Source organism: Rhizobium mesosinicum (genome assembly GCF_019511345.1).
Taxonomy (GTDB): domain Bacteria; phylum Pseudomonadota; class Alphaproteobacteria; order Rhizobiales; family Rhizobiaceae; genus Rhizobium; species Rhizobium mesosinicum.
In genome coordinates this window covers 46872-68631 of record NZ_JAEUAK010000003.1, presented here as the reverse complement: position 1 = coordinate 68631, position 21760 = coordinate 46872, and the positions used below count along the sequence as shown (strand labels likewise).

General features: G+C 58.5%; 25 protein-coding genes. 17 read left to right on the top strand and 8 right to left on the bottom strand.

The features are described from left to right. Nucleotides 1–335: 335 nt before the first annotated feature. A complete protein-coding gene (locus tag JNB85_RS07940) occupies nt 336–578 on the top strand; it encodes a hypothetical protein (protein WP_220333805.1) in 243 nt (80 codons plus the stop codon). Between the two features lie 105 nt (nt 579–683). Here JNB85_RS07940 and JNB85_RS07935 read toward each other — a convergent pair whose 3' ends face one another. Further along, the gene (locus JNB85_RS07935; RefSeq protein WP_338050311.1) at nt 684–1736 is read right to left on the bottom strand and encodes a lysylphosphatidylglycerol synthase transmembrane domain-containing protein; all 1053 of its coding nucleotides are present in this window, start codon (nt 1734–1736) and stop codon (nt 684–686) included. Continuing rightward, on the bottom strand, nt 1733–3580 hold the full coding sequence (gene ftsH / locus JNB85_RS07930) for an ATP-dependent zinc metalloprotease FtsH (RefSeq protein WP_220333804.1): 1848 nt from the start codon (nt 3578–3580) through the stop codon (nt 1733–1735). The genes JNB85_RS07935 and ftsH overlap by 4 nt, the downstream gene beginning before the upstream one ends. A 435-nt stretch (nt 3581–4015) precedes the next feature. On the opposite strand from ftsH, the gene JNB85_RS07925 reads away from it, so the two are divergent. The 3 genes from JNB85_RS07925 to JNB85_RS07915 all read left to right on the top strand — a co-directional run bounded on the left by JNB85_RS07925 (nt 4016) and on the right by JNB85_RS07915 (nt 6048). Next, nucleotides 4016–4243 (top strand): BON domain-containing protein, encoded by a 228-nt coding sequence (locus JNB85_RS07925; RefSeq protein ID WP_220333803.1) that lies wholly within the window; start codon nt 4016–4018, stop codon nt 4241–4243. 363 nt (nt 4244–4606) lie between these two features. Beyond that, entirely contained in the window at nt 4607–5059 is a 453-nt protein-coding gene (locus JNB85_RS07920) for a universal stress protein (RefSeq protein WP_220333802.1), read from the top strand. Between the two features lie 461 nt (nt 5060–5520). Beyond that, a complete protein-coding gene (locus JNB85_RS07915; protein WP_220333801.1) occupies nt 5521–6048 on the top strand; it encodes an Hsp20/alpha crystallin family protein in 528 nt (175 codons plus the stop codon). A 238-nt stretch (nt 6049–6286) separates the two neighbouring features. On the opposite strand, the gene JNB85_RS07910 is transcribed toward JNB85_RS07915, so the two are convergent. Beyond that, entirely contained in the window at nt 6287–6736 is a 450-nt protein-coding gene (locus JNB85_RS07910) for a host attachment protein (RefSeq protein ID WP_223216451.1), read from the bottom strand. 318 nt (nt 6737–7054) lie between these two features. On the opposite strand from JNB85_RS07910, the gene JNB85_RS07905 reads away from it, so the two are divergent. Continuing rightward, on the top strand, nt 7055–7390 hold the full coding sequence (locus JNB85_RS07905; protein ID WP_220333799.1) for an ATPase inhibitor subunit zeta: 336 nt from the start codon (nt 7055–7057) through the stop codon (nt 7388–7390). A gap of 140 nt (nt 7391–7530) precedes the next feature. Here JNB85_RS07905 and JNB85_RS07900 read toward each other — a convergent pair whose 3' ends face one another. Beyond that, nucleotides 7531–7821, bottom strand: a complete 291-nt coding sequence (locus JNB85_RS07900; protein ID WP_220333798.1) for a hypothetical protein — start codon at nt 7819–7821, stop codon at nt 7531–7533. Between the two features lie 317 nt (nt 7822–8138). Here JNB85_RS07900 and JNB85_RS07895 point away from each other — a divergent pair, with 317 nt between their 5' ends. From JNB85_RS07895 to JNB85_RS07870, 6 genes are all read left to right on the top strand, one after another. Further along, nucleotides 8139–8972 (top strand): universal stress protein, encoded by an 834-nt coding sequence (locus JNB85_RS07895; RefSeq protein ID WP_220334340.1) that lies wholly within the window; start codon nt 8139–8141, stop codon nt 8970–8972. A gap of 511 nt (nt 8973–9483) precedes the next feature. After that, a complete protein-coding gene (gene blh / locus JNB85_RS07890; RefSeq protein ID WP_220333797.1) occupies nt 9484–10782 on the top strand; it encodes a bifunctional sulfur transferase/dioxygenase Blh in 1299 nt (432 codons plus the stop codon). Beyond that, on the top strand, nt 10773–11120 hold the full coding sequence (gene bigR / locus JNB85_RS07885) for a sulfite-sensing transcriptional repressor BigR (protein ID WP_220333796.1): 348 nt from the start codon (nt 10773–10775) through the stop codon (nt 11118–11120). Before blh ends, bigR begins: the two co-directional genes overlap by 10 nt. Beyond that, nucleotides 11117–11527, top strand: a complete 411-nt coding sequence (locus JNB85_RS07880) for a YeeE/YedE family protein (protein WP_220333795.1) — start codon at nt 11117–11119, stop codon at nt 11525–11527. Before bigR ends, JNB85_RS07880 begins: the two co-directional genes overlap by 4 nt. Then, the gene (locus JNB85_RS07875) at nt 11524–11955 is read left to right on the top strand and encodes a YeeE/YedE family protein (RefSeq protein WP_220333794.1); all 432 of its coding nucleotides are present in this window, start codon (nt 11524–11526) and stop codon (nt 11953–11955) included. The genes JNB85_RS07880 and JNB85_RS07875 overlap by 4 nt, the downstream gene beginning before the upstream one ends. Then, nucleotides 11937–12734: a sulfite exporter TauE/SafE family protein gene (locus JNB85_RS07870; protein ID WP_220333793.1), complete on the top strand. Its 798-nt coding sequence runs from the start codon at nt 11937–11939 to the stop codon at nt 12732–12734. Before JNB85_RS07875 ends, JNB85_RS07870 begins: the two co-directional genes overlap by 19 nt. Before the next feature lie 51 nt (nt 12735–12785). On the opposite strand, the gene JNB85_RS07865 is transcribed toward JNB85_RS07870, so the two are convergent. Together JNB85_RS07865 and JNB85_RS07860 are read right to left on the bottom strand one after the other, a co-directional pair. Beyond that, nucleotides 12786–13433, bottom strand: coding sequence for a BON domain-containing protein (locus tag JNB85_RS07865; RefSeq protein WP_220333792.1), 648 nt, complete (start codon nt 13431–13433; stop codon nt 12786–12788). Nucleotides 13434–13664: 231 nt separating this feature from the next. After that, nucleotides 13665–14036, bottom strand: a complete 372-nt coding sequence (locus JNB85_RS07860; RefSeq protein ID WP_220333791.1) for a hypothetical protein — start codon at nt 14034–14036, stop codon at nt 13665–13667. A gap of 202 nt (nt 14037–14238) precedes the next feature. On the opposite strand from JNB85_RS07860, the gene JNB85_RS07855 reads away from it, so the two are divergent. Further along, nucleotides 14239–14418: a hypothetical protein gene (locus JNB85_RS07855; RefSeq protein ID WP_220333790.1), complete on the top strand. Its 180-nt coding sequence runs from the start codon at nt 14239–14241 to the stop codon at nt 14416–14418. Nucleotides 14419–14461: 43 nt separating this feature from the next. On the opposite strand, the gene JNB85_RS07850 is transcribed toward JNB85_RS07855, so the two are convergent. Continuing rightward, nucleotides 14462–15685: a trypsin-like peptidase domain-containing protein gene (locus JNB85_RS07850; protein WP_223216473.1), complete on the bottom strand. Its 1224-nt coding sequence runs from the start codon at nt 15683–15685 to the stop codon at nt 14462–14464. A gap of 319 nt (nt 15686–16004) precedes the next feature. Between JNB85_RS07850 and JNB85_RS07845 the strand changes: the two genes are divergently transcribed. The 4 genes from JNB85_RS07845 (at nt 16005) to JNB85_RS07830 (ending at nt 18960) form a co-directional block, all read left to right on the top strand. Further along, nucleotides 16005–17081 (top strand): bifunctional enoyl-CoA hydratase/phosphate acetyltransferase, encoded by a 1077-nt coding sequence (locus JNB85_RS07845; RefSeq protein ID WP_420852260.1) that lies wholly within the window; start codon nt 16005–16007, stop codon nt 17079–17081. Nucleotides 17082–17341: 260 nt separating this feature from the next. After that, nucleotides 17342–18049 carry a CBS domain-containing protein gene (locus JNB85_RS07840; protein WP_220333787.1) on the top strand — a complete coding sequence of 236 codons (708 nt, stop codon included), beginning with the start codon at nt 17342–17344 and terminating at the stop codon, nt 18047–18049. Between the two features lie 102 nt (nt 18050–18151). Next, complete coding sequence (locus tag JNB85_RS07835; RefSeq protein ID WP_220333786.1) at nt 18152–18592, top strand: DUF2267 domain-containing protein; 441 nt, start codon at nt 18152–18154, stop codon at nt 18590–18592. Nucleotides 18593–18687: 95 nt separating this feature from the next. Next, nucleotides 18688–18960 (top strand): DUF982 domain-containing protein, encoded by a 273-nt coding sequence (locus JNB85_RS07830; protein ID WP_216759563.1) that lies wholly within the window; start codon nt 18688–18690, stop codon nt 18958–18960. A 112-nt stretch (nt 18961–19072) separates the two neighbouring features. On the opposite strand, the gene JNB85_RS07825 is transcribed toward JNB85_RS07830, so the two are convergent. After that, nucleotides 19073–20101, bottom strand: a complete 1029-nt coding sequence (locus JNB85_RS07825; protein ID WP_220333785.1) for a hypothetical protein — start codon at nt 20099–20101, stop codon at nt 19073–19075. Between the two features lie 149 nt (nt 20102–20250). On the opposite strand from JNB85_RS07825, the gene JNB85_RS07820 reads away from it, so the two are divergent. Continuing rightward, nucleotides 20251–21732, top strand: a complete 1482-nt coding sequence (locus JNB85_RS07820) for a ribose-phosphate diphosphokinase (protein ID WP_223216450.1) — start codon at nt 20251–20253, stop codon at nt 21730–21732. Nucleotides 21733–21760 lie beyond the last annotated feature (28 nt).

Genomic DNA, 21760 nt, shown 5'->3' with positions numbered 1-21760 from the left:
GCTGCCTTTCGGAAAGCGGTGTTTCCATAACACCTTGCCAAACGTCAGCGTCCGCGATTGCAGCTATGTCGGAATGGCTGCTTCACGACGAAGCGCTTCTGTAGGCGAACCTACTCGACAATCATCTCTTCTCCAGTTTTGCTTGATCACTGAGGCCGCGAGTCCTTGGCTTTTCCGGTTTAGACCTGGGCGGGTCTTTTCGGCAGTTGCACCCGATGACGCCGACAGCATTGATGCCGGGCAAATCGTCAATTCGTCAAATAGCGCCGGCTCTTTGAGATCGATCAACGACGGCCCGCGGCAAACAATTTAGCTCAATTTCCCAATGAGGTCGCATGGCGCGATTCATGCTGGTCAGCGATGCGCGTCGTGCCTTTAGTGTTCTTTCGAGGGAGATTGACATGCAAATGGACCATATCGCCCGCATGCCCGCTCAGAAGGTCTACAAGGTTACCGAGCTCGCCCGCGCGCTGCATATCCGAGATGAACAGGAACAAGAGTTGAAGACGCTTTTTGGCGAATTCGTCACGAGGCAGGAATTCTTATCCAATGTGGAGCTACCGCCGCGCTTTAGGTGACGGTCCTGTCGACGCCGATGCTGGCGGAAGTCCCGCGAAGACGCGCCTGACAGTGGCTTGCGGCTTCTTTGCACGCCAGATCGGCAGCGTTCGATATCACCCATCTCACGCCTGGCGCCGCGTTCCTGTCGCGGTCAGCCGGACCTCGGCATGCATCAAGATCAGTCCCGGGACCATCGGCAACCAAAATGTCAGTCCGCGGAAGACAAGCGTGGCGGCAAGCGCCTCCTCTACCCGGATCCCAAGCAGGTGCAACAAGCCGACACAGGCACCCTCGAAAGATCCGAGACCAAGCGGGAGCGGTGAGACGGTTCCGACGACCGAGGCGAGAACGAAGCTCAGGAAGGCTGCGCCAGGTGAGGCAGCAACGCCCAGTGCATGCAGAACAACCCAGAGGGTCGCCGCATCCAGCAAAAAGATGGATGCCTGAAGAAGAATGCTCTTCGCGAGCAGTCCGTTATCGCCAAGCACGCGATGATCCACCTTGGCCAACAGATCGGCAAGCCGTGCCACCGGACGCAGCGAGCGGATGCGGTTCGGAATGAAGCTCAGCCTGGTGCGCACTGTCATTATAAGAACGGAAGGAGCCGCGATGATCAGCAGGGAAAAGACGATGCAAAGCCAAGTCCAGTTTTCGTCCAACTTGCCGGTGCTCCAAAGTATTACGAAAGCGGCCGAAGCCATGAGAAGATAGGCTGAGTAATAGGCGATGGTCGCGCTCAAAAGGGCGGTAATGGTTGCTGCGGCCGAGATGCCGCGGGAGATCAAGCCTTGTGCGACGACGAGACCGCCGCTGACGCCCCCGGTCGGCAGTGCCTGGTTTGCGAAGAGCTCGACGACGGCAAGGCGAAAAAGAACAGGCAAAGGAGGCCTAAAGCCCTGTCTACGCAAGACAAGGAGCCAGATCGCCGCGGCACAGGCATAGGTCGCGAGCTGAAATGCGATACCGAGCAAAAGCCAGCCAGGCGATGTTCTACTGAGCGTGGCGAGAAAGATCTCGACCTCTCCAAAATGCAGAACGGCTGCAACTAAAGTCCCTAGTCCGAGGACACCGATTACCCAGCCGACGATGATGGCCGGCGAAAGCTCCAGCGCCGCCTTGGCCGTTGGGACAGCGGAGGGCTGGCTTACCCGGTCCGATGGCATCTCCTCGGTCACGATCGGTTCGCGGCCACAGCAAGGCCCTGAACGGGCATAATCGCCGCCTCCTGCCGCCGGATTGCGGGAAAATCGTCGGGTGTGATCGTCTCTCGTTCCAGCAGAAGGTGAGCGCCGGCCTTCAGGTCCACAATCCTGGCGGTCAGAATATTCTTGGCGTCCAAATAGGCGGTCTCCAGTATCTCCCGGATTGCCAGATCAACGTCGCGCGCTGTCGCATCGGCATAGTCGCGCTGCATGGATGCTGCCCGCCCATCGTCCAGCCATTGCAGCCTTGGTGCCTCGAGGACCGCTTGCCCCAGCCGGCTCATGCCGAAGCGGGCTACATAGCCACGGGCGATATCGGTGGCCTTCGCGAGATCGTCGGCGGCGCCCGTCGAGATTTCCGAAAAGACCAGTTCCTCAGCGGCACGACCTGCCAACAACGCGACGATCCTATCCAACAGTTCCGGGGCGGTGACGAGAAATCGATCGTCGGTCGGCCTCTGCAAGGTGTAGCCGAGTGCACCGACACTGCGTGGGATGATCGATACTTTCTGCACCGGGTCGGTGCGTCGCAACGCTGCTGCGGCAAGTGCATGCCCCATTTCATGAATGGCGACCCTTTCACGCTCTGGAGCGGCCAGAAGCCGGCTTCGCCTCTCGGCGCCCGCCACGATCCGCTCCATGGCTCTCGTGAAATCGTCCATTTCGACGCAATCAGCGTTCCGTCGCGTTGCGAAGATCGCGGCTTCATTGACAAGGTTCGCCAGGTCGGCTCCGGTGAAGCCTGGCGTCAGGCGCGCTACGTCGTCGAGATCGACCTTCTTCGACAGCAGGATCTTCCGGCAATGCAGGGCAAGGATCGCAGTCCGGCCCGGCCGGTCCGGGCGATCGACGACGATCTGCCGGTCGAAGCGACCCGACCGAAGCAGCGCCGCGTCAAGGATCTCGGGACGGTTCGTTGCTGCGAGCAGAACGATACCCGAGCCCGGATCGAAACCATCGAGTTCGGCAAGCAGCTGGTTGAGCGTCTGCTCCTTTTCGTCCCCCGCGCCAAATGACCCAAGCGCGCTTCGTGCACGCCCCAATGCGTCAAGTTCGTCGATGAAGATGATACAGGGTGCTGCTGCGCGCGCCTGTTGAAACAGGTCGCGAACGCGAGCTGCACCGACACCCACGAACATTTCGACGAATTCCGATCCCGTAATGGAAAAGAAAGCGACATCGGCCTCTCCGGCGACTGCTCGTGCCAGAAGGGTCTTGCCGGTTCCGGGTGGACCGACAAGCAGCACGCCTTTCGGCACACGTGCGCCAAGGCGTGAGTACCGGTCCTTCTCCTTGAGAAACGAGACGACCTCCTGCAGTTCGGCCTTGGCCTCGTCTGCGCCGGCAACGTCCTGGAAGGTCACACCCGTCCTCCGTTCGAGATAGACCTTGGCTTTGGATTTGCCGATCGTCACAAGGCCGCCCATGCCCTGCTGTTCGGCGAACCTTCGGAAGAAGAAGAACCAGATTGCGAGAAAGGCGACAGTCGGAAGGATCCAGGAAAGAAGTGTTGTCAGCCAATTGCTGTCACTGCCACCGGTGATCTCGACGCCGGCCTTTTCAAAGGTTTCTGCCGCCGCCGGATCGACGCGATGGGTCGCAAAGAAGGTCTTTCCATCGAGCGGCTGCTTAAACTTTCCCTCAACCATCGTTTCGGTAATCGTCACAGACTGGATCTTGCCCTCGCTCGCCATGCGAACGAGATCACTATAGGACGGCTGGGCGATGTCACGCGTCGCAAACCAAGCTTGGAACAGTCCGATCAGGAACAATGCCACGAAAAGGTATCCGAGGTTGAAGCCGTGCTTGCGTTCCATGTCCGCCTCCTTTGCTCGCTTTGGCATTGTCTTCCCACGAACGACACGGACAATCCTTGACGGGGATCAACATTGAGCGATCGGGGAGCCGAGCAGCATTCATCGGTGTGGGGAGATACCGGCGCAGCGCATCTCCAGCGCAAGACGGCCGTTCAGGTTGACGTGAGCTTCTCGAAGGTTCGGCGGCGAAAGAGTCACGGTCCCGATTGGCCGCATCCGTCTCAGCCTTCGTTACCAGTCAGGCTGGAGAGGCTGCCGCAGCAATCCATCAGTTTCAATCCCCGGAGCGCGCTCTCGTTCAAATCCGCTCGACTGCCCGCTGCTTCCATCGCTTAAAACCTTCCAACGGTCGTAGATCTCTCCTCATTTTGACAGGGATCAACGACGAACGAGCGGTCCGGAACTAACATGAGAGATGATTGGAAGGATAATGTCATGAACGACAACGTCTTGAGACGGAGCGTGATAGAAGAGCTCGATTTCGAACCGGGTCTTGACTCGACCCATATCGCCATCACCGTCGAGGGAGGCATTGTTCGGCTTACCGGAAAGGTCGCAACATTCGGGGAGGTTGAGCTTGCAGAACGGGCGGCTAGCCGTGTGAGGGGCGTTCGCGGCATTATTCGGGACCTGGTGTCTTCGCCATCCATGATGAGATCATGACTGCATAACGTGCGACCGACGTCTTGCAGTCTTATAAGGAGTTTGTCATATGCTACATCATCGAGACACAAGCCGCGTCACGGAAGCTATGATGTCGGCTGCAGGCTGTGTCCCGCCCCCTTACGATAGCGGGCCGAATGGCGATATCGTGCTTGAGCGCGATGATGCCGATCACTGGGACATCGAGATCATCTCGCAGCGCGCTAGAGAATGGGCGGCGTCTGAACTCTGTTGCCCGCTTCGGCAGTGTTTCACTAGCCGGATGCGTCTCGACATAATGAGCGCGGACCGGCTCCTGAAGATGGCCCATGACCGGGGATTCCGGACGGAGTTCGTCACGCGAAGCGGCAAGGACGTTTTTTGATGTTCAATACCGTCGTCTGCGCAATCGGCATGGGCTCTCGTGAGAGGGTGCACCATCTTATTGACACTTCACGGGAACTTCTGGCGCCGGGTGGGGCCCTCCACTTCGTCCACGCCGTGGATCGTTTCCCGTCGCTATCAGCGGCCTCGCCGGATGCCTGGGCCACGAGCGTGATCGCGGAAGCCGAAAGGAAGCTTTGCGACCTCGCCCGACCTTTACCCGTTTCGCCTGCCATTCATGTCCGCGTGGGTCGCCCCGACGAGGTCATTCTGGCGGTCGCATCCGAGGTGGGTGCAGATTTGATTCTGGTTGCGGCGCACCGAGAAGACATACTGGACAAGATCTTCGGCTCGACCGTCGACCACATTGCCCACCATGCCCGTTGCTCGGTTCATATCGACAGGATTGGGCCGCAAAAGAGGCAAGGAACGGACACTCACACGCCTCGCTAATGCTGGCCGCAGGACCTTCCAGAAAATTTTGGCAGGCAGAAGCCCGATGGAAATGCCGAGCTCGGCCGACAGTTTCGTAGGGGCAATCGTGCCGGCCTCTGCGGTTTTGGTTGTGACATGCGCAACTCCAACAGCCGATCGTGGTTCGGTTGTTGTGCCCGCCAACATGACCCCATGCCACTTTCGATGAAGAGCCGTTTTATTCTTGCTAGAACGCTTTCGGTTGGAAATCTGACTAACCCACCATGATCGTCACAGGCGCAAAATCGCTTTCCCGCTGGAGGTTGCCGCTCGGAGCTTGTTTTGCCGCATGGGCTTATTCAAACAGTTTGATGCGCGTCAATGTCGTTGTCCCATTCCATCGCTCTAATGCAATGGCTCGCTAATGAGTGAACATGGACTGCACCAAGTCCTTGGGGACGCTTTGATGCAGTCTCCTTTGCCAAACCTAGGAGAAAATCATGGCTGACACAGCAACGAAACTTCCAGTCAAGAACGAGGAAAAGTCGGCATTGCCGGCTGGCAACCTCTGGTCACCGTTTGAAGCATTTCGCTCGGAGATCGACCGCTTGTTTGACGATTTCACGCCGTTTTCGCGCCGTTCGGCCGATCGCGCATTGTTCGGACGCGCTCTGCCGGCGCTTGGCGCCTGGCCGACGGTTCCCGCGGTCGATGTCATCGAGAGGGACGACGCGTTCGAACTCACCGCCGAGGTGCCCGGGCTCGATGAGAAGAACATCGAGGTCAAGCTGTCCAACGGCATGCTGACGATCCGGGGCGAGAAGCAGGAAGAAAAAGAGACAAAGGAGAAAGAGTATCACATCTCCGAGCGCCGCTTCGGCTCCTTCCAGCGCAATTTCCAACTTCCCGACGGCGTTGACGCCCAAAAAGTGGAAGCAAGCTTTGCCAAGGGAATTCTGAAGGTCAAGCTGCCGAAGAGCGCCGAAGCGAAGAAGAATGAGCGGAAGATCGAGATCAAGGCCTCGTGATCCGACAGGACGTTCTGTAAGGCGACGCGCAGATATCGCCCGTCGCCTTAACGGAGAGTCTGGCCAACACGCGACCTGAGAATGGTATGCCTGGAAAGCAGGGCACCGGCGGCGTTCTGGATCGATGTGCTTTAAGTGACAGTCACACGAATATCTCTCGCGACCAGCAATTTCACCAGGCGGACAGCATCCTTATTGGCGACCCCGATAACTCGCGGACGAGCCGTTGGTCCGTTGGTCAGCGCTCTGAGAGAAGGTGCCTCTGAATTTCGTCGATCGGCAGATTGACGAGGTCTTTGTCGTATTCAGCAATGATGCGCTTGCTGAGGTTTTCAGACATGGCGTGTCTCAGGTTGGCCAGCGACTTGGGAGCCGCGGCTATGACGAGTTTGCCGATAGCCCCTTCCGCGCAGATGGTCTCAAGCCGCTCTGCTACGATTGTCGAAAAGCGCTGCTCCTCCAAGCTATGAAAGTCGGTCTCGTCGACACTGCTGCGATGGCCACCCGACCAGGTCCGCCCTGGCCTGTCCGTTCCCTGTTCATGGCTGAGCGGATTGGCGCTCGCTTCAATGACCTGCTCGACTTCGAGCATCAGCTGATAAGCTGTTCCGATGTTACGCAACAAAAGAGCCTTCTTTCCGTCGGCAACCAAAACACATGCATCGTGGGGGATGATCTCGCTCTTCATTGAGCCCTCCTGCATTTAGATATTTTTCTATTGTAGGCGCGCAGGAGAAGCGCAGTTTGACCGGCGTCAAAAAGGGCCAAAAGTTCGCAGACGAGGATGGACGGTCGTCGCTCAGCGCCGCTCCGCTTTCGCAGAGTATTCGCTGTCGCGATCTTCGCGCTGATCGACGCGATCGCTCGCAATCTTGATGACTGTTCAAATCAGCGTACCGACAGTTTGTCCATGCCTGCTATTGATCAATCGCAAAGTCTTCGAGGCATTTTGAAGTCATGATGCCGTAAAGCAAAAGCCAAATGAGCTTTGCATGAGGAGTAAAACATGGCTATGGGCGAGGAAAGACGCAGAGCCCTCGAGGATCGATACATCCTGGACTTTCAAAGGTTTGCGCAGACACGAGCGCGACGGAACCGATTGTTCGCCAACTGGGCTGCCAAGAAGCTTGGGCGAAATGATCAGGAGGCTTATCTGGAAGAGGTCGAATGTGCCGGCAATCTCGAAGCGGGCGACAGCGATGTAATGCGTAAGATCTCGAACGATCTCAGGAATGCGGGGCAGATCGTTGACGAACAGGAGCTTCGTGCGATGATGAATGACATGATGTTCGAGGCCGCCGCACAACTCGAGGCCGAAACGCAAGCTGAGGATTGCAGCTAATCTCAACCGATCCGATCTTGCGCCAGCACCTCCATCCGGTGTGATTCTTCAAAAAATGACGGACCCGGCCAACAGGCCGGTGATTCCGGCGCGTTTAGCCCGAGCCGTCTCAGCGACATGACTCCTCCGCCCTTTTCATATCATTTGCCAGCCGCTTGCCTTGTCGCTTCGTCAAACACTTGGAGCGCATATTCGCGGGTGGCACTCATGTCGTCGCAGCAAAGCTTCAAGTTCTTGCACCCGGAGGAAATTTTCCGGGCAATCGTTTCACGGAATGCAGAAAGGTCGTGTGTGTCTGGGTGCTTGAGTATTTCCTGCAGGCAGGCGACGGTAATCGTTTCGTAGACCAGAAGCTTACCCTCAATTTCTCCGATTGTCGGCACCGCGAAGCACTCGCCTCCGCGCTTGTTGTCTCGTTCAACAGTCAGCATGATTGATCTCCCTTTATTCGGCGATGATCGAATCCCGCATCTGCAAGCCCTTTGCTGGCTCGGCTGCCAACAATCGCTTTCGACACGGCAAATGATCCTACAACCTCCACCATAGGCATGGCGCGAGTTTCACATATGGCGAGCCACAGCCACCTTTGACGAAACCTGGGTCCTTCCAGCCTTCAGATGGCGATACGACATCGCCTCTCGTAACCTAGTTACGATATCCGCATCACGGCGCGCAGACGTTGATGAAGGTCAAAGACCGTCCGGCAGAAGAGAATATTCTCATCGCATTGAGCCAAGAGGTGATCACGATGACAATCAAGACGGTACTGAGCATTCTCAACGTCGAACATTTCGATGAAGATCTGAAGGCAGCGGCAGCATTCTGTGAGATCTACGGAGCGCATCTCAGCGCGCTCGTCATTTCAATGGGTTCAGCGGGGGCGATAGGCGAATACAATGCCATGTCGACCGTCTGGCTCGACGAACGGCAGCGCGAGATCGAGGAACTTGCAGAAGCCGCAGATAGGGTGAAAGACATACTCGCCCGCGAGGACCTGTCCTGCGATGTCGACCACGTCTATACGGAATTTGCATGGGCCGACCAGGACATAGCGGAACGGGCGCTTTACGCGGATGTCGTGCTCATCGGTCGTCAGGCTGCCGATGACGAAGACCTTCGCAAGCGGATCTTCGACGGCGCTCTCTTCCAAACGCCAACTCCCATCCTCATCAATCGCGGCCCGCGTGCCATCTCCTCAGCTGCAAAATCAATCCTCGTCGCGTGGGACTCCAGCAACGAAGCCTCTCGTGCGGCGCGCCAATCGCTCGAGCTTCTGAAACAGGCGGACGTGGTTTACATCACGCTGATCGACCCGGTCGCCAGTATGAGGGCGAATGGCGAGGAGCCGGGAGCCGACATTGCAGCCTACCTTGCCCGCCACGGTGTCAAAGTGCAGGTGGATCGCCTGGCGAGCGGCGGGCGGCGCGCGGACGAAGTCCTAAGGCAACACGCGGTCGATGTCGCCGCCAATCTTATCGTCATGGGCGCCTTCAGCCATCCACGCTGGCAGCAAACGCTGTTTGGCGGGGTGACCCGGAGCATGATCGAAGAGGCCCGCATTCCAATTTTCATGGCGCATTGAGGCGGGGCAGAAAGAACCTTGAATTGCAGCATCGTCGCCATGGACATGACTAAAACTGCCTAATTCTGCAGGGGGCCGCTTCGTGGTGTGCGTCAGCGGATCGGCACCGTCGTCTTAAACGAAATCCCTCCGAACGCGCTGACATGGCGCGGTCGCATAGCCGCGCAAAGCAGCCACCAGCGCTCCACAGTGGCCGCCAGGTCCATTCCCGTGAACGGCAGCGAGGAAGCGTTAACCTCCAAGGTCGGCTTAAAATCTCACTCTCGATCAAGTTCCCCAGCCCCTGCTTCAAGCTATTCGAGATGAGCCTCGTACCAGACGATTTTTTCTGCGATTTACGAGCGCAGGCGTCGAACGATTTCGTAGATGTCTGTGCGCTGATAGCGTCGTAGCCACGGTCGTTTCTCCTCGGGGCATTGGGAAGCGACGAAAAGTTCCTCACCCAACCTTGAAGATATATTATTATATATTATGTTATATTATATATTTATTTTCCAACCCGGAGCTGGCAATGTCTGTCACCGCACTATCCGAGAAACTGTCGGTCTCGCCGCAGCCGAGCATCGAGACCATCCAGTCGCTTTACAGCGCAGGCTTTAGGACACTGATCAACAACCGGCCGGACGATGAAGATTCTGCCCAGCCGGGAACGCAGGGCGAAAGCCAGGAAGCAAAGCACTGCAACCTATCCTATGCGTTCATTCCGGTCACACTTAGCACGATTACCGAGGCGGACGTCCGTGCGTTTCAGCGCGCAGTCGACGACTCCGAAGGGCGGGTGTTCGCCCATTGCAAGACCGGCACCCGATCGCTCAGCCTCTACCTGATCGGTGAGGTTCTCGACGGGCGGATGTCTGCAGACGCGGTCGTCGAGTTCGGACGCGTCCGAGGTTTCGACACAAGCGCCGCCGCAGCCTGGCTCAGGACACATATAGCGCGCCGACCGCAGGTAAAGGGCTTTTTCGACAAGCGCACCTGGAGCGTCCAGTATGTGGTTTCCGATCCGGCGACCGGCAAGTGCGCCATCATAGATCCGGTCCTCGACTTCGATGAGAAGGCGGGCGCGACAGCGACCAAAAATGCCGACGCGATCCTCGAGTACATCCGCAGTGAAGGGCTGACCGTGGAGTGGATCCTTGACACCCATCCGCATGCCGACCACTTCTCAGCCGCCCAGTATCTTAAGGAGAGGCTCGGGGCTCCGACAGCTATCGGTGAGCGGGTCGTCGATGTCCAGAAGCTGTGGAAGGGCATCTACAACTGGCCCGAGCTTGCGACCGACGGCTCGCAATGGGACCGTATGTTCGCCCACGGCGAGACGTTCAAGGTCGGTTCGATCGATGCCAAGGTGCTGTTCTCGCCAGGACATACGCTCGCCTCCATCACCTATGTGATCGGCGACGCGGCGTTCGTGCACGACACGCTCTTCATGCCCGACAGCGGCACGGCGCGTGCCGACTTCCCCGGGGGAAATCCTCGCGCCTTATGGAATTCTATCCAGGAGATCCTCGCCCTCCCCGAGGAGACACGGATCTTCACGGGCCACGACTACCAGCCAAAGGGCCGTGCACCCCGTTGGGAAAGCACGGTGGCCGACCAGAAGAGCTCCAACCATCATATTACCGGCGTGACGGAAGAAGAATTTGTGGCGCTCAGGACGAAGCGCGACAAGACGCTGCCGATGCCGAAGCTCATCCTGCTCGCTCTGCAGGTGAACATCCGCGGCGGGCGTTTGCCGGAGCCGGAAGCCAATGGCCGGCGCTACCTCAAATTCCCGCTCGATGCATTGGAGGGAGCAGCATGGGAATGACTTCCGTTCCGAAGGCGATGATAAAGGCGGGGCTTGCCCGTGCCGAAATGGCCAGCCGGGCCGGCGAAGTTGCGGATCTGTTGAAAACGCTGTCCCATCCGGCCCGCCTGATGATCGTCTGCACGCTCATTGAGAGCGAGTATTCGGTCGGCGAGTTTGAAGAGAAACTCGACCTGCACCAGCCGCATCTGTCGCAACACCTTACCGTGTTGCGCGCGTCCGGCATCGTCGAAACGCGGCGGGAAGGAAAGCAGATCTTTTACCGCCTGACCGAGGCAAAGGCTGCCCGGCTGGTCGCCGCCCTCTATGACATCTTCTGCGTGAAGGAAGAAGAATGAACACCTATCTCCCGTCCCTGGCCGGCGGCATCCTGATCGGCGCATCCGCTACCATGCTTCTGCTTCTCAACGGTCGGATCGCTGGGATCAGCGGGATTGTCGGACATCTCGCTCAGGGCGTCGGAATGACCACCAATCTCGCCTTCGTGCTTGGGCTGCTGTTCGGGCCGATTGCCTACCTGCTCGTCTTCGGTGATTGGCCAGTGGTCGACATCACGACAGGCTGGCCGCTCATCATCCTCGCGGGGCTGCTCGTCGGCTTCGGCTCGCGGATGGGCTCCGGCTGCACCAGCGGGCACGGCGTGCTTGGTCTCGCCCGCTTGTCGCCGCGTTCCGTGGTGGCCGTCGCCACCTTCCTGACGACCGGCGTGGTCGCCGTTGCAGTTCTGCGGAGCCTTGGAATATGAATAGGCACATCTACCAGTTCGCAGCAGCTCTCGTCTCCGGCACCGTCTTCGGATTGGGCCTGTCGCTCTCCGGCATGCTGAACCCGGCTCGCGTCCAGGGCTTCCTCGACGTCTTCGGCGCATGGGATCCGAGCCTCGCCTTCGTTCTCGGCGGCGCCGTCGCCACCGCTCTCGTCGGCGTGCAGGTTATGAACCGGATACGGCATCCTGCCTTCGACGACAGCTTCCATGTCCCGACGAGCAGGCGGATCGACGCGCCGCTGGTCGTTGGCTCGGCCTTATTTGGCCTCGGCTGGGGGATCGGCGGTTTCTGCCCCGGCCCAGCCGTCACCTCCCTGTCGCTCGGTATTCCGCAAACCGTCCTGTTCGTCATCGCCATGCTGGTCGGGATGGCCCTACACGACAGAGTATGGAGCAGACGGGCGTGAGCACTACCATCCTCGCGGCAGTCGGCTCCGGCGGGATCGTCGGGTTCATGCTCGGCCTGCTCGGCGGCGGCGGCTCCATTCTGGCCACTCCACTGCTCCTCTACGTCGTTGGCGTGAGCCAGCCTCATATCGCAATTGGGACAGGCGCGCTTGCGGTCTCGGCGAACGCGTTCGCGAACTTTGCGAGCCACGCGATCAAGGGGCATGTCTGGTGGCGCTGTGCAGCCGTCTTCTCGGCAGTTGGCGTTCTCGGAGCGCTCGCCGGATCCAGTCTCGGCAAGGCGATCGACGGAGGCCATCTGATCTTTGTGTTTGGAATCCTGATGGTCGTCGTCGGCGCGTTGATGCTTAAGCCCCAAAAGGCGGTGGCGGCGGGGTGCAGGCCGGTCGACCTCAAGATGTGTCTCGACACTGCGGCCGTAGCACTCGCCGCCGGCGCGGCATCCGGTTTCTTCGGAATCGGCGGCGGTTTCCTGATCGTTCCCGGCCTGATGCTGACGACAGGCATGCCGATGATCAACGCTATCGGGACATCTCTGCTCTCCGTCGCTGCGTTCGGACTAGCGACAGCGTTGAATTATGCTAGTTCAGGACTGGTGGACTGGTGGCTTGCCGCGGAGTTCATCGGGGGCGGCATCACCGGCGGTTTGCTCGGCATGCTGCTCGCCACACGACTAAGCGGCTACAAGAACATCCTCAACCGCCTGTTCGCCGTGCTTATCTTCGCAGTCGCCGCTTACATCTTCTATCGGAGCTGGGGAACGCTGATGGACAGCTGAGCGGGCGCCGACGTCGACGTGGCAGCGCTTGGCGTGGAATTCCGAGGCCGATCATACGATCGTCAGGCGGTCTTCCAGCGTGCTGATACCGGGGGCCGACCAAGCGGCCCGCTCGGCCGCGCGGCGTTGGGACCAGGTGGCGACCTTACCCGACAGGATGACCTTTCGACCCTGGACATCGACGCTGATATGGTTGGATTCGATTTCCGCGTCGCGTTCGAAGGCATCCTCGATGCGTTTCTTTATGTCCATAGCGCTCAGTTGCGGCTTGATTTCGATGAGATTGGAGACGCCGACAACACCGGCAAGGCTCTTCACGGAGGCGTAGGCCGCGTCCTTTTGATACTGCCACTCAACTTTACCGGTGAGCGTGATCCAGCCTTTGAAAACCCTAACCTGTACGGCGTCCTTCGGCACACACACGTCCCAATCGAGCATCTTGACGGCTCTGGCGGCGATGTCATCGTCGTCAGTCGCGGCCGCGCCGAATATCCGCACCTCGATTTCCTGCGCGATCCCCCTGACGCCCTTGACCCGGCTGACGACCTGTTCGGCGGCTTCCCTCTCGGCATAGTTTGCAACGTGGCCTGTCAGCGTAACGATGCCCTTCTCGACGATGACGCCGATTTCAGCCGCGTTGACCCTGGGATCAAACTCCAGTTCATCCAGAATATGCTGACGAAGTGAAAGATCATTCATAACACCCTCCTTGGAATGGTCGGCACCATATAGTGCCATAGGCAGAGCCGGCATCGTTGACCCTGATCAAGATCGGCAGGACCAATAGCGCAACGCGGTCAGGACGGTTGCTCGCCGACATGACCGGCGAATAAAACGCTCCGCCCGAGCCAGAAAACGGTGCGCATGAGACGATACCTCGTGACTGAAGCGAGCGCTGAACAGGCACCCAGTGCCGCTCATAGAAGAGCGTCAGGATACCGTTTTTGCTCCAAGGTCATCGGCGACATCATCGGCGAGCTTTCGAGCCAAGCGAGCGCCTTCCGCTTCCATGCTTGAAGCGACAGCAGCCACTTTCGCAAACGCGCGCGGATAGTCCGCAAAAGCGCTCTGGAAATAGTCCGTCAGCACATCGAATGAATCGTTCAACTCGATACTCTCGACCAAGTCGCGCAGGCAGGTGTCGAACAGTTTCGTTCGATGCTGCAGGAAGCCCAGCAGCTCGGCCTGACAGCGCAAGCCGATCCTGCATGACAGAACGAAAAGTTTCGCCTGTACGACAAGAGGATTTGCCGCGAGGGGGGTCTCCATTTGTGCAGAAAGTGGAAAGGCGGTTTTAAACATCGACAATCCTCCAAAACAAGGTTGACGCGGAAGCCCAACGATCATTGATCTCGGTCAATCGAGATTCCTGTTCGAGAGCCGAGCCAGCGTGGCGTTGCACCTGCGAATATATCCGCGCATTCACACGCCACTTTGATCCGCCGCAATGAAATGCGCCGATACTTTGTGAAACTATCTTTCGAATATGAAAAGGAGCGGAACAATGCTGAGGGTTTTTGCAGCAGGGGTTATGATCGCGGCGGCCGTTCTAATTGGCTATGCGGGTGCGACGAAAACGGTTGGACAAAAGCAAGCAAACGCTGATAGCCAGACCGAGAAGAAGCCTCCGAAGGCAGGTTATCCCGACCTTTTCATTCCGCCGACAAAAGGCAACGGCTTTTGACCTTTAGTCTCGACCTGACAAATCCCGGGATGATTTGGGCGGTTTATCTGATCACGATGAAGCGCGTGTGCCCGTCCCTGTAAATACCAAGCAGTAGAAGATCCTTCGCGCGCCGGGTGAGTTCCACGACGGCTTGCGGTGATTTTGCCGGCTTGCGGTCGACGCTGACGATGACGTCTCCGGCTTCGAGGCCGGCAATTGAGGCCCGGCTGCGATCGCTCATTGATTTCACCAACGCCCCTTCAACCTTGCCATAAGCATCCGAAGCTTGATCGAGAACCTGCAGAGTGACGAGGGAAAGAAGGCCGTCGCCTTCCATGGTCAAGGGAAGCGGAGCTGGAGGGGGTTCGCTTTCGGCGGCAAGCGTGGCGCGCAGATCGAATTTCCCCTCTGGCCGAAAGACGGAAACGGTCACCGTGGCGCCGGGTGGATAGGAGGCGACCTTCGTCCGCAACTCGCGCGCTGTATGAACGGGAGCACCGTCGATCCCGACGATGACGTCGGCGACCCGGACACCTGCCCGGCTCGCGGGCGAACCCGGGACAACCTCGCCGACGAGAGCCCCGGTTGACGTCCTGATGGCAAGCGCCTGTTCGAAGTCACGATCATTGTCCTGAACGGCAACGCCGAGCTGCCCACGGCGAACTTCCCCATAGGTAACCAGTTGTTTGACGACACCGCGGGCAATGTTGACCGGGATGGAGAAGCCGACGCCGACATTCGTATCGGATGGCCCCATGATCGCCGTGTTGATACCAACCAGTTCGCCGTCGAGGTTGACCAAAGCCCCACCCGAGTTTCCCGGGTTCATCGAGGCGTCGGTTTGAATGAAATCCTCATAGCCTTCAAGACCGAATCCCCCGCGCCCGAGAGCGCCGACGATGCCAAGGGTGGCGGTCTCTCCCAGGCCAAATGGGTTACCGATCGCCACGACATAGTCACCGACATGCAGCGTGCCGGAATCGCCGAGTGTCATTGCCGTCAAACCCGAGGCCCTGATCCTTACGACGGCGAGATCCGTTTGAGGATCGCTGCCGACAACTTCGCCATCATAGGTGTCGGCGGTAAAAAGCCGGATGGTAATCTTCGTGGCATTTGCAACGACATGATAGTTCGTCAGAACAAAGCCTTGCCCGGCGTCGATAATGACGCCCGAGCCGGTCGTCTGCGTTGGATCGGACGTCCCGTCCTCCTCTAACGCGCTGTCGGCACCGGCGGACGCTTGGACATTGATGGATACCACGCTTGCAAGCACGCGCTCGAGCATCGGCGCCAAGGAAGGCTGGCCCTGGGCGAATGCTGTAGTGCCGCATCCCCAGGCGAGAAATACGGCGACCTGTAGAAGTCTGAGAAGGACTTTTCCATAAAACTTAGGCGCATAGCGACTATTATTCGGACAATGACTTGCATGCGCCGGCATGACTGGTCCTCCCAGCAACTTTCCTTGCAGCTTCGCCGAGAATAAGAGGCGATCCGACATCGCGACATTGACCAAGCGCAATCTCGATTATCCTTCGTCGCAAGAAAGTGGAGCATCGCCGAAAGGACGGCCCCCTCAACAAGGCACGTGGGCGGCGTCCAATCGGGTGCCTGTTGAACTGACGCGCATTCGATCTGCGCGCAATATACTCACCTCTCCTGGAGTGCAAAGCAGCCCAGATTGCGCTGCATCAAGGCACAGTGACCGCCAGCGGTTTAGAAAAGGCCGGATCGGTATCCAGGAGGTCATCGTGGAAACGACGCTAAGACATAACGGCCGCTACGAAGGCTACATCCACCTGGCGAGCGCCGTTGCGCCGATGCGTACGGCCGTGGTCCACCCATGTTCTGCCGACACGTTGCGATCTGCAGTGGAGCTAAAGGCGCAGGGGCTTCTAGCGCCGGTTCTGGTCGGCCCTGAACGCAAGATCCGGGCAATCGCGGATGCAGCAGGCCTACTGCTCGACGACATAGAAATCGTCCCGGTCGAACACAGCCATGCCGCCGCCGAACGAGGTGCAGCGCTGGCTTGCGAGGGTGAGGTCGCAGCCTTGATGAAGGGCAGTCTGCATACGGATGAGCTTCTGTCGGCAGTCATGGCATTGGCGCGACTGAGAACGGAACGGCGGATGAGCCACGTCTATGTGATGGATATTCCGCTTTATGACAGACTCCTCGTCGTGACCGACGCGGCGATCAACATTCAGCCGGATCTCGACCAGAAGCGCGACATCTGTCAAAATGCCGTCGATCTCCTGCGCTCGCTCGGCATCGGAAAACCCCGTGTTGCCGTGCTTGCTGCGGTCGAAACGGTCAATAGCAAGATGCAGGCGACGCTTGACGCCGCTGCACTGACTGTGATGGCGGCACGCGGCCAGATCAATGGTGCGGTCGTCGATGGCCCCCTCGCTTTCGACAATGCGATCAGCGCCGAAGCCGCCCGGGCAAAATCTATCGTTTCTCCGGTGGCCGGTCAGGCAGACATCCTCCTCGTACCGGATCTGGAGGCCGGCAATATGCTGGCCAAGCAGCTCATCTATTTCGCCGGGGCCGATGCCGCCGGCCTGGTGCTTGGTGCTCGTGTTCCCATCATCGTGACCAGCCGAGCCGATCCGCTCAAAGTGCGCACCGCTTCAGCGGCCTTGGCTAAACTTCTAGCCGCCGCCAGATCAGACAGTCCTTGAAGCAGGATCAGCGATGGCGCAGACCCGCTTCTTTCACCTTTATCGCAAACCTGCGAATGGAGACCCTTCTTTGTTTGGAAGGCAAGACAGAGGCTGACTTCGATCGCTCCGGACTGGAATCCCTAACCGGAGCTTGCCTTGCAGGGCCGTTTGGCTTGCGGATCTCAGCAAGCGAGCGCCAGACGTGTTTGGCGCTCGTTGATCAAGGTCAATGAACTTGTCGCTCATCATTTTAGTCTGTCTTTGTACAGGAGGCAAAAATGTCGACAGTGCAGACCATCATGACGCCAAATCCCCTGACGATCGGCGCGGAGGCGCGGATCTGGGAGGCGGCAAACTTGATGCTTGACCATGGCATCAGCGGTCTGCCCGTGACGGATGAGGCCGGACAGCTGGTCGGCGTCATCAGCGAAAGCGACTTCTTGCTGCGTGGTGAACTGCACACGGATCCGGCAAAAAGCTTCTGGCGGCGGTTGTTTTCCACACGCGGCGCCCTGGCGGAAGACTATTCCAAGGCGTTCGGGCGAAAGGTCGGAGAGGTCATGTCCTCTCCGGCCGTCACCATCGGGGCCGAGGAGGCGGTCGGCGCCGCAGCTCTTCTCATGGCCGAGCGCAACATCAAGCGCCTGCCCGTCGTTGCGGACGACAAGGTCGTCGGCGTCCTGACGCGATCCGACATCATGCGCTCGATGATCAAGGAGATGGCTGCAAGTTCGGTCGAGAGGATCGATGCGGATATCCGCCGCGCCCTGGAGGGCGAGCTCGATCATCAGCGGTGGGGCGACAACATTACGGTGCACGTGAAGGAAGCCATTGTCACACTCGAGGGGAAGGTCCTCGACTTAAGGGAGAAAACTGCGGCGCGCGTGGCGGCAGAAAATACACTGGGCGTGATCCAAGTCATCGACAATGTGCAGGTGGTTGTGCTGCCTGACATGCCTGTCCCGCCGCCTGGCTTCTACCCTTGAACCGAGAAGCTCTGGCAATCGGTCTTTCGGGTGGCGAGCTGGAGAGCCCAGTCCGGAAGGGATCGCAGGTTTCCGCAAATTTGGTTATCGAAGGAGATGGAAATGAGTGACACGCAAGTCGCAGCATTGGACCATACGGTCCAGCTCACTAATCTATGGCTGAAAAAGCTTGTGGATCAACACCGTTTCAGCGACCGGCACGAAGCATACAACGCTTTGAGAGCCGTCCTCCACGCGTTGCGCGACCAACTGACGGTAGAGCAGGCGGTTCATCTGTCGGCACAACTGCCGATGCTGGTGCGCGGGATCTATTTCGAAAATTGGCACATCGGCGCTGAGAAGAAGCGCATGCGAAGTATCGACGACTTCACACAGCAGGTAGCAAACCACCTTCCGCCACAGTTTCCACGCGACCCCAAAGCGACCAGCGGGGCTGTATTCGATCTCCTGTGGCAGGAGATCGACCCGGGTCTGTCGGAAAAGTTGATCGACGAATTACCCGAGGTCCTGCGACCTCTTTGGCTGTCCGTTATAGAGCGATAATTGCCCATCACGAGAAACGACAAGCCGCGGTCACACAGGCTTGAAGAGGGATTATCAGTTTTAAGGATGTTGAGCACACAGAGGAGGAGAAGAAGATGTCAGTCCCTAACGAGCTCGTCGAACCCTGGCATGAGCCGGTATATGTGCAGGTCGAGGCGCGAGGGCCGCAGATCATTCACAATCCGGCCGAAGCACTCGAGTTTCTCGCAAACGATTGGGTCGGATCGCGTCGAAAGCACTCATTCGCGCGGGAAATCTGTTCGGCTGCCGTGCGAAATCAAATTTCCAGCGACACCGCGCGCGAGGCGTTCTTGCAAGCAGTTCTCGATGCCAAAATAAACACCCGCGCCCCAGACAGTCAGCAGTAAACTCCGGAGAGCCGCTTCGCCCGCTCGAGAAGCCTTCTGGCAAGCATTATGCGTCAAAAACGATCTGGCCGGCACGCGGCCCCGACGATCGCTAGACGACGGCGCTCCAAATTCAACGCGCCATTTTCGAACCCACGCTGAAACCTGAATACAAAGCGGCCTGCGCCAAGCTAACATACCTGTCCGTCTTCTGCTCCCATACGCTCGTTTCCTTTGCGCTGCCGTCAATCAGATGAGAATAGCTCATGCGTGCCCGCAGCGTTGCTCGAAAGGCCACGTAGAAGAACCACAGACTGTCGGGAATTTGATCGGCGAGCGCATGTTGCAGAAGACCTCGTATAGTCTCGCCTGTATCTCCCGCGCCTGAAAAGGCGCATTCCATCGCAAGAAAAGCAACCTCATCGAAGGGATCGATGAAGCGAAGTCGAGGATTGAACTCCAGGCAATCAAAAATCACGAGCGGGTCGCAGAAACATATGTGCTCGGGGCGCAGGTCGCCATGTCCCTCCACATAATGTCCACTCTCGATCCGTTGGACGATCGCATTCTGTACAGCATAAAAGGCGCAATCGAGGTCATTCAGCGCATGCGCAATTGCTCGATGATCGACGTCGAAACCCTCATGTCTCAACGTCTCCCTGGTGATGTCCTTCTGGCACTCGAGCGTGCGAAGATGGTCGCGAGGATCGATCGGTGGCCGAGCACCCGTTCGATAGAAGTCGGCTAGCCGATCCACGAGCCTTTTCATATGCCCCGGCGTCACGGCCCCGGTCTCAAGAAGCCGGTCAAGCATCAGCTTGTCTGGAAGGCGACGCATTTCCACCAGCCACTCGACCACCTTGCCGCTTCCATCGAGACAGAGCGATCCATCCGCCTGCAATGTTACGGGCAGCACCGAGAGATACGTGTCCGGCGCCAGGCGCCGGTTGAGGCGCACCTCCTCACGACAGTTGGCCTCACGTGCGGCGAGCGTCGAAAAGTTCATAAAAGGACCCGTTACCGGCTTCTTCAGCTTGTAAACCCTGTCATCATGCAAGAAGACGAAGGACATATGGGTTTCGCGAACGGTGACCGGAAAGTCCGGCTTGCCGTAGGTGGACGGTTCGCTCAAAAAGCTGACAATCTCGTTCAGGGTCGCCAAAGAAAACTCCTCAAGCAAGTATCGAACAATCTTAATCGAAAGAGCGTCTTCTCCGGTTGATGTCGGTCAATCCGCCTTCCTGTTTTGACTTCGATCATGGCAGCGGCGCGGGGCCAGCTTATTCTCTCTGGTATTTAGAGGAGGGTGCCATGACCATGTTCGCGAAAGTCGATAAGCGTCTGACGCGTCTGTTCCGCCGTCTTGACAGTGCTCTTACGTCCACCGACGAACACGTCAATCTGCTTCATCAGGCCTGGCTCGACCGACGAGGTCAGAAAATAGCGCCAGATCCGGAGCCTTTCCTGTCGCCGTCGTCCGAAGCCGCTGATGGTGGCCTCGTCTTGCGCGCGGAACCGGACAATCGCTATCGGTTGGTCTCGGGACTGGCAGCGGCAAAGGATCTTATCGGCTCATGTCCGGGCGAAGGAGATCTAGAGAAAGCAGCGGACAAACGAGGGGCCGTGCGTCTTCGAAGCCTGATTCGCTTCGTCGAGCAGACCGGAGAGCCTATCATCGGATGTTTTACGACGCGACCTGCGCCAAACACGTTCGTCGATGCGGAGCTTTACGTTGCCCCATTGTCTAGCGATGGAAGGACGATAGACGCGTTCCTGGCTGCGGCAAACATGCGGGAGGTCGAAACGCAAGCACGACGTTTCGTGCCGCACTGGCGCCGCCCCCACCCCCTTCTCTTTGCTCTTGAGGGCAGCAGGGTTTTCGGCGAGCGCCTGGCAGCAGAGCTCGAGCTTCCCATCTCTCCACTTGAAGAGCGGTCCTTTGAGGACGGCGAGAAGAAATGCCGCCCCTTGGCGGATGTTTGCGGCCGCGATGTCTTCGTGGTGTCGGGCCTGGAGCGCGACGCAAGCGAGAGCGTGCACGACAGGCTTCTAAAGCTGCTATTCTTCATCGCAACGCTCAAGATCAACGGTGCGGCACGCGTGACCGCCATTGCTCCTTACCTCCCATACATGCGCAAGGATCGGCAAACGAAAGCGCAGGATCCCCTAACCGCCGCCTATGTGGCCCGGTTCTTCGAGACGGCGGGCACCGACTGCCTAATCACAATGGAGACGCATAATCTGGCGGCCTTCCAGAATGCCTTTCGCTGTCGAGCAATTAACCTTGTGGCCTACGAAGCCTTCGCCGGCCACTTTGCTGAACGCATCCTAAACCAGGGTGTCACAGTCGTTTCTCCCGATCTCGGTGGAGCAAAACGCGCCGAGATGTTTCGGGAAAGACTGGAAACCAGGCTGCGTCGCCCGGTGGGCCTCGCATTCATGGAAAAGCAGCGCAGCCAAGGGATAGTAAGCGGAGACCTCTTTGCCGGTGATGTCGACGACAGGTTCGTCATCATTCTGGATGACCTGATCAGCTCGGGCACGACGATGCTTCGTGCAGCAAAAGCCTGCGCCGAGCGCGGAGCTAGGGAAATCCATCTCTGCGCCACACACGCCGTCTTTTCGAAACCCGCCGCAGCCGACCTTAGCGCCGCATTCATAGACGGAATCGTCGTCAGCGACACCATCGCTCTCGCCGAGCCCTATCGGTCGGACCGGCGGATCGCGGTCATCCCTGTGGCCCACTTTTTTGCCGAAGCAGCCGCCCGAGCTTATGAGGCTGGCGCCGAGTGACCCCGGCCACGATACACGTTGGAGATAC

Excerpts from the sequence above, each read along its gene's own strand:
- JNB85_RS07835 (WP_220333786.1), top strand. The coding sequence starts at position 18,152 with ATGAGTGACACGCAAGTCGCAGCATTGGACCATACGGTCCAGCTCACT.
- JNB85_RS07830 (WP_216759563.1), top strand. The coding sequence starts at position 18,688 with ATGTCAGTCCCTAACGAGCTCGTCGAACCCTGGCATGAGCCGGTATAT.
- JNB85_RS07880 (WP_220333795.1), top strand. The coding sequence starts at position 11,117 with ATGAACACCTATCTCCCGTCCCTGGCCGGCGGCATCCTGATCGGCGCA.
- JNB85_RS07940 (WP_220333805.1), top strand. The coding sequence starts at position 336 with ATGGCGCGATTCATGCTGGTCAGCGATGCGCGTCGTGCCTTTAGTGTT.
- JNB85_RS07870 (WP_220333793.1), top strand. The coding sequence starts at position 11,937 with ATGGAGCAGACGGGCGTGAGCACTACCATCCTCGCGGCAGTCGGCTCC.
- JNB85_RS07920 (WP_220333802.1), top strand. The coding sequence starts at position 4,607 with ATGTTCAATACCGTCGTCTGCGCAATCGGCATGGGCTCTCGTGAGAGG.
- JNB85_RS07925 (WP_220333803.1), top strand. The coding sequence starts at position 4,016 with ATGAACGACAACGTCTTGAGACGGAGCGTGATAGAAGAGCTCGATTTC.
- JNB85_RS07905 (WP_220333799.1), top strand. The coding sequence starts at position 7,055 with ATGGCTATGGGCGAGGAAAGACGCAGAGCCCTCGAGGATCGATACATC.
- JNB85_RS07820 (WP_223216450.1), top strand. The coding sequence starts at position 20,251 with ATGACCATGTTCGCGAAAGTCGATAAGCGTCTGACGCGTCTGTTCCGC.
- JNB85_RS07840 (WP_220333787.1), top strand. The coding sequence starts at position 17,342 with ATGTCGACAGTGCAGACCATCATGACGCCAAATCCCCTGACGATCGGC.
- ftsH (WP_220333804.1), bottom strand. The coding sequence starts at position 3,580 with ATGGAACGCAAGCACGGCTTCAACCTCGGATACCTTTTCGTGGCATTG.
- JNB85_RS07855 (WP_220333790.1), top strand. The coding sequence starts at position 14,239 with ATGCTGAGGGTTTTTGCAGCAGGGGTTATGATCGCGGCGGCCGTTCTA.
- blh (WP_220333797.1), top strand. The coding sequence starts at position 9,484 with ATGTCTGTCACCGCACTATCCGAGAAACTGTCGGTCTCGCCGCAGCCG.
- JNB85_RS07895 (WP_220334340.1), top strand. The coding sequence starts at position 8,139 with ATGACAATCAAGACGGTACTGAGCATTCTCAACGTCGAACATTTCGAT.
- JNB85_RS07860 (WP_220333791.1), bottom strand. The coding sequence starts at position 14,036 with ATGTTTAAAACCGCCTTTCCACTTTCTGCACAAATGGAGACCCCCCTC.
- JNB85_RS07865 (WP_220333792.1), bottom strand. The coding sequence starts at position 13,433 with ATGAATGATCTTTCACTTCGTCAGCATATTCTGGATGAACTGGAGTTT.
- JNB85_RS07850 (WP_223216473.1), bottom strand. The coding sequence starts at position 15,685 with ATGCTCGAGCGCGTGCTTGCAAGCGTGGTATCCATCAATGTCCAAGCG.
- JNB85_RS07910 (WP_223216451.1), bottom strand. The coding sequence starts at position 6,736 with ATGAAGAGCGAGATCATCCCCCACGATGCATGTGTTTTGGTTGCCGAC.
- bigR (WP_220333796.1), top strand. The coding sequence starts at position 10,773 with ATGGGAATGACTTCCGTTCCGAAGGCGATGATAAAGGCGGGGCTTGCC.
- JNB85_RS07915 (WP_220333801.1), top strand. The coding sequence starts at position 5,521 with ATGGCTGACACAGCAACGAAACTTCCAGTCAAGAACGAGGAAAAGTCG.
- JNB85_RS07875 (WP_220333794.1), top strand. The coding sequence starts at position 11,524 with ATGAATAGGCACATCTACCAGTTCGCAGCAGCTCTCGTCTCCGGCACC.
- JNB85_RS07900 (WP_220333798.1), bottom strand. The coding sequence starts at position 7,821 with ATGCTGACTGTTGAACGAGACAACAAGCGCGGAGGCGAGTGCTTCGCG.